Raw genomic sequence first — 4,438 nt, 5'->3', positions numbered from 1 at the left:
TGATGATAGCGCCCTTTTTCTCGATCGATCCCGCCACCCGCCGCGTTTCACTCGACAGCAGCGATCCGGCTTTCTACGGCAATCCGAACGAGGTCTATAAGGCGCTGCACTGCCATTGTCCGACCTTCTACTGGGAACAGCAGAAGCAGTGGTTCTTCACCGGCTACGACCATGTGAACGGCTTGCTGCGCGACCGGCGCTTCGGCCGCCAGATCCTGCATATCGCGACGCGCGAAGAGCTGGGCCTTGCCGAGCCGGAGCAGCATCTGGCAAATTTCGATCTGGCCGAGCGCTACTCGCTGCTCGAACTCGAGCCGCCGGAGCACACGCGCCTGCGCACCCTCGTCAACCGCGCCTTCGTCTCACGCCATGTCGAAAAGATGAAGCCGGAGCTTGCGGAGCTCGCGAACAAGCTCATCGACGGTTTCAAGGACAAGGGCGAGGTCGAACTGCTTTCCGCCTTCGCCGATATCATCCCGGTGACGATGATCGCCCGCATGATCGGCATTCGGGAAGAAATGGGACCGCAGCTTCTTGCCTGGTCACACGCCTATATCCGCATGTATCTTTTCGGCCGCACGCGCGAAGACGAGGACGGCGCCGAGCGAGCCGCAAGCGACTTTTCCGATTATGTGAAGACGGTGATTGCCGAGCGCCGCGCCAACCCGCGCGACGATCTGCTGACGCACATGATCCACACGGAGCACAAGGGCCAGTACCTGACCGATGCCGAGTTGGTTTCGACAACGATCGTGCTCCTCAATGCCGGCCACGAGGCGACCGTGCACCAGATCGGCAACTCGGTCCGCGTCATCCTGGAAAGCGGATGTGATCCCGCCGAACTGTTCAAAGACGAAGCGGCGACGGAGTGCACGGTCGAGGAAACGCTGCGTATCTGCGCGCCGGTGCATATCTTCCAGCGCTGGGCCTTGGAGCCCGTTGAGATCGATGGCATCTCCTTCAAGCGGGGCGACAAGGTGAGCCTGATCCTTGCCGCCGCCAATCTCGATCCCGCGAGATTCACCGATCCGCTGAGCTTCAGGCCCGACCGAAACGAAGCGCCTAACCTCTCCTTCGGGGCCGGCATCCACTTCTGCATCGGCGCGCCGCTCGCCAGGCTCGAACTCAACGTCGTCCTGCCGATCCTCTTTGAACGGCTGCCGGGCCTCAAGTTGGCGAAGACGCCGTCTGTGAAGGACGTCTACCACTTCCACGGGCTGGATGCGCTGAATCTGGCCTGGTGACGATTGTCCGCCAAAGCTCAGCGATGCCGGGCCTTATCGCCGATCGCTGCGATTTCGCTCATGTTGGAGATTTCGCGCAAAAGCTTGCGATAGATTGCCGGCGAATATTCTTCTGGAGCTGCGACCGGCTCAGCAAAGGCGTCTGGTCCGCCGATCACCTCGCTGCGGAAATAGGCAAGCAAGTTTTCGGGCGATATGACCTCTCCTTCATCGCCCAGCAGTCCGCCATACACAACAGCTAGGGCATTGATGGTGATTCCGCGGGCAAGGACCCCGGCGCGGACGGGCATGACATCGCGCCCCTTGTTGTTGACGCCGTCGCCGGAGATATTGACGAGCGAGCGCGTCGCCTCATAGCCGCTGGAGCGGATCAGATAATCGGCATAGGAAAGTATGGCGCTGATGGACGTGCCTCGGTGTATCTTTGCCGGTAAACTCACCTCAAGCTTCAGCGAAAACATCCAGGAATCCATCTCATTCGCGATGAGGGTCCATGGAATGACTAGCCTTCGCTGTCCGTCGCCGCCCCATTCGACATAAGTGACGGCGATCCGGCCGTGCCTGCCTGCTGCGATCGCTTCGATGATTTCCGGGCGCCGGAACGCTTCGACGAAGCCCCGCTGCTGCAGCGCCTTTTCCTCCGCATCCATTGATGTCGATACGTCAGCCGCGATCACCAGCTGCATATCCACAAACTCGCCGGCCACGGCGACATTGAATATTGTCACAGCCATCGAAAGACCGGCAAGCAATACAGCGATATGGCGGTGCCCTCTGGATGTTTCCCTCCACACCTGCATGTCACCTGCCCAAGAAGAGTTGATTGATTGCGTGAAAAGAGGCGTACGGACGAAATTCCCGGCGCAAAGATAAGGCCGGATGGCGGTTTCAATACTGGAAAGCGATCTCAAGTTAAATTAGCTAAATATAATATGATTTGCTCGCGGTCAGCTGTAGTAATACTTCCGAACTAGCGCCTTGATCGAAACGGAACGGAGCGCTTGCTTCAGAAATACCTGGAACTGCGTTGGTTCGCCGCAGTCCAAGACAGTGCGCGCCTCAGACCCTCGGGGCGCCATAGCGGGCGGCCGGGTGGTCGTGCGAGAGGTTGGGGCCAAGCGCCGAACGGGCAGCGCTAAACGCGTTCCAGTCGGCATTGTCCGGAAGAGAGGGAATGGTGACGAGTTCGCCCTGATCGAAGCCTGCCAGTGCCGCATCCACCATGTCCGTCACGTCCATGATCATCGTCGGCGGGAACCGGTCGAAGGAGCTGCCGACACGGTCGAAAATTTCGGTCCGCGTCAATCCGGGAAGCACGGCCTGGACCTACACGCCCTTCGGCCCCGCTTCGGCGTTGATCGCCTGCGTCAGATTGAGCACGAAGGCCTTGGTGGCGCTGTAGGTGCCGTTGAAACGCTCGGCGATCAGCGCGACGACCGACGCGATGTTGATGATGGCGCCCTTGCCTCGTTTGGCGAATGTCTGCGCCGCGGCGATGCCGAGCCGGTTCACGGCTACGACATTCAATTCGATCATCGTTTCGAGATAGTCGATGTCATCATCCAGCAGCGTGCCTTTCGGACCGATTCCGGCATTGTTGACGAGAAGCGTGATATCTTCATCCTGACGCAGCCGTTGTTCGACCTTGCGGACATCTTCACGCTCCGTGAGATCGGCCGGCAGCACCTCTGCCTTGATGCCCCGCTCTGCCGTTATCTTTTCAGCAAGCGCATGCAGCCGACTGGCATCGCGGGCGACAAGCAGGAGATCATAGCCACGTTTGGCCAGGCGATCGGCATAGGTCGCGCCGATCCCCGAGGAAGCGCCGGTCACGAGTGCAGTTCCAAGGGACGAGCGAGACATCGGTAATCCTTTCCGAGGTTTTTAGTGGTATATACCACCATATTCGGAACCTGATTTCCCGCAAGAGCAATCGATGGAAAAATTCCAAGTGGCGATTGACTGATCGTCAACAATCCGCAGACATCGCCTCAGGAGAGCGATTATGGACGAGAAGACCGAAGGCTTTGAAAGCTGGGCCTATTGCAGCAACAGCGCATTGCGCCGCGCCACCCGGCAACTCGGCCAGCTCTATGACGATGTGCTGGCACCAAGCGGGCTCAAGGCGACGCAATACGGCCTGCTCAGCCAGATTCACTTCAACGGCAACCCTTCCCTGAAATCCCTGGCCGATGGCTTGGTGATGGATCTTTCCGCACTTGGACACACACTCAAACCCCTCATCCGCGACGGACTTGTGGAACTCGTGCCTGACGAGAAGGACCGCCGCGTGAAGCGGGCAAGATTGACGGAGATCGGCGTCGAAAAGTGGCAAGGGGCGCAGCTGCTTTGGCGCGCGGCGCATTCGCGTTTCGACAACGCCTTCGGCGAAGCGGAATCCGCAGCGCTGCGCAATGCGATGAACCGCATCGCTTCGCCGGACTTTGCAAAGAAATTCGTCGCCGGCCACTGAAAAGGACAGAGGTACTGCGCCCTAAACCCGGATCACATAATCCTTGCGAGTCGTTTCAACGACTTCCCAGGTTCCCTTGAAACCGGGCTTTAGAATCATCCGGTCACCTGCCTTCAGATGCACCGGCTCGCCGCCGTCCTCGGTGACGATCGAGTGCCCGCAGAGCACGTTGAAATATTCCCACTCGTCATAGGAAATTCGCCATTTGCCGGGGGTCGCCTCCCAGACGCCCGAATAGAGGCCGCCTTCGGCCGCCTCCAGGTTCCAGGTGCGAAACTGCGGATTGCCGGAAACGATGCGGTCCGCGTCCGGTGCGCCGAACTCGGGTTCAGTTCCGTCTATGCCGAAGGTGATCTTGTTTGCCATGGGACCTCACATCTTCGAAAGCGACTGCTCAAGGTCGGCGATGATGTCCTTTACGTCCTCGATGCCGATCGAGAGGCGGACGACATCGGGACCGGCGCCGGCGGCGGTCTTCTGTTCGTCGGTCAGCTGGCGGTGGGTGGTCGAGGCCGGGTGTATGACCAGAGAGCGCGTATCGCCGATATTGGCGAGGTGGGAGAAGAGCTCCAGGCCCTCCACCAGGGCCTTGCCCGCCTCGTAGCCGCCCTTGACGCCAAAGGTAAAGACCGAGCCTGCACCCTTCGGCGAATAGCGCTGCTGCAGGGTGTGGTTCGGATCATCTTCGAGACCCGCATAGTTCACCCAGGCGACCTTGCTG

5 protein-coding genes and 1 pseudogene are annotated in these 4,438 nt (G+C 59.6%); 2 read left to right on the top strand and 4 right to left on the bottom strand.

Translation table 11 applies throughout. The features are described from left to right. The first annotated feature begins 2 nt into the window (after positions 1-2). On the top strand, positions 3-1,244 hold the full coding sequence (locus C9413_RS28380; protein ID WP_170251230.1) for a cytochrome P450: 1,242 nt from the start codon (positions 3-5) through the stop codon (positions 1,242-1,244). Positions 1,245-1,261: 17 nt separating this feature from the next. Here C9413_RS28380 and C9413_RS28375 read toward each other — a convergent pair whose 3' ends face one another. Continuing rightward, complete coding sequence (locus tag C9413_RS28375; RefSeq protein WP_170251229.1) at positions 1,262-1,978, bottom strand: DUF1194 domain-containing protein; 717 nt, start codon at positions 1,976-1,978, stop codon at positions 1,262-1,264. Positions 1,979-2,303: 325 nt separating this feature from the next. Then, positions 2,304-3,107: pseudogene (locus C9413_RS28370) on the bottom strand (SDR family oxidoreductase). A gap of 142 nt (positions 3,108-3,249) precedes the next feature. Between C9413_RS28370 and C9413_RS28365 the strand changes: the two are divergent. Next, positions 3,250-3,717, top strand: coding sequence for a MarR family transcriptional regulator (locus C9413_RS28365; RefSeq protein WP_039844548.1), 468 nt, complete (start codon positions 3,250-3,252; stop codon positions 3,715-3,717). Positions 3,718-3,738: 21 nt separating this feature from the next. Here C9413_RS28365 and C9413_RS28360 read toward each other — a convergent pair whose 3' ends face one another. Both C9413_RS28360 and C9413_RS28355 read right to left on the bottom strand, forming a co-directional pair. Next, positions 3,739-4,083: a cupin domain-containing protein gene (locus tag C9413_RS28360; RefSeq protein ID WP_039844547.1), complete on the bottom strand. Its 345-nt coding sequence runs from the start codon at positions 4,081-4,083 to the stop codon at positions 3,739-3,741. A gap of 6 nt (positions 4,084-4,089) precedes the next feature. Next, positions 4,090-4,438 (bottom strand): PLP-dependent transferase (locus C9413_RS28355; RefSeq protein WP_170251228.1); only part of this gene is annotated, 349 nt, incomplete at its 5' end.

It is taken from the genome of Rhizobium sp. SEMIA 4085 (assembly GCF_013004495.1).
GTDB classification, from domain to species: Bacteria; Pseudomonadota; Alphaproteobacteria; order Rhizobiales; family Rhizobiaceae; genus Rhizobium; species Rhizobium gallicum.
The sequence above is the reverse complement of the archived record's forward strand: the minus strand, read 5'-3'. Positions and strand labels throughout refer to the sequence as shown.

Excerpts from the sequence above, each read along its gene's own strand:
- C9413_RS28375 (WP_170251229.1), bottom strand. The coding sequence starts at position 1,978 with ATGGCTGTGACAATATTCAATGTCGCCGTGGCCGGCGAGTTTGTGGAT.
- C9413_RS28360 (WP_039844547.1), bottom strand. The coding sequence starts at position 4,083 with ATGGCAAACAAGATCACCTTCGGCATAGACGGAACTGAACCCGAGTTC.
- C9413_RS28365 (WP_039844548.1), top strand. The coding sequence starts at position 3,250 with ATGGACGAGAAGACCGAAGGCTTTGAAAGCTGGGCCTATTGCAGCAAC.
- C9413_RS28380 (WP_170251230.1), top strand. The coding sequence starts at position 3 with ATGATAGCGCCCTTTTTCTCGATCGATCCCGCCACCCGCCGCGTTTCA.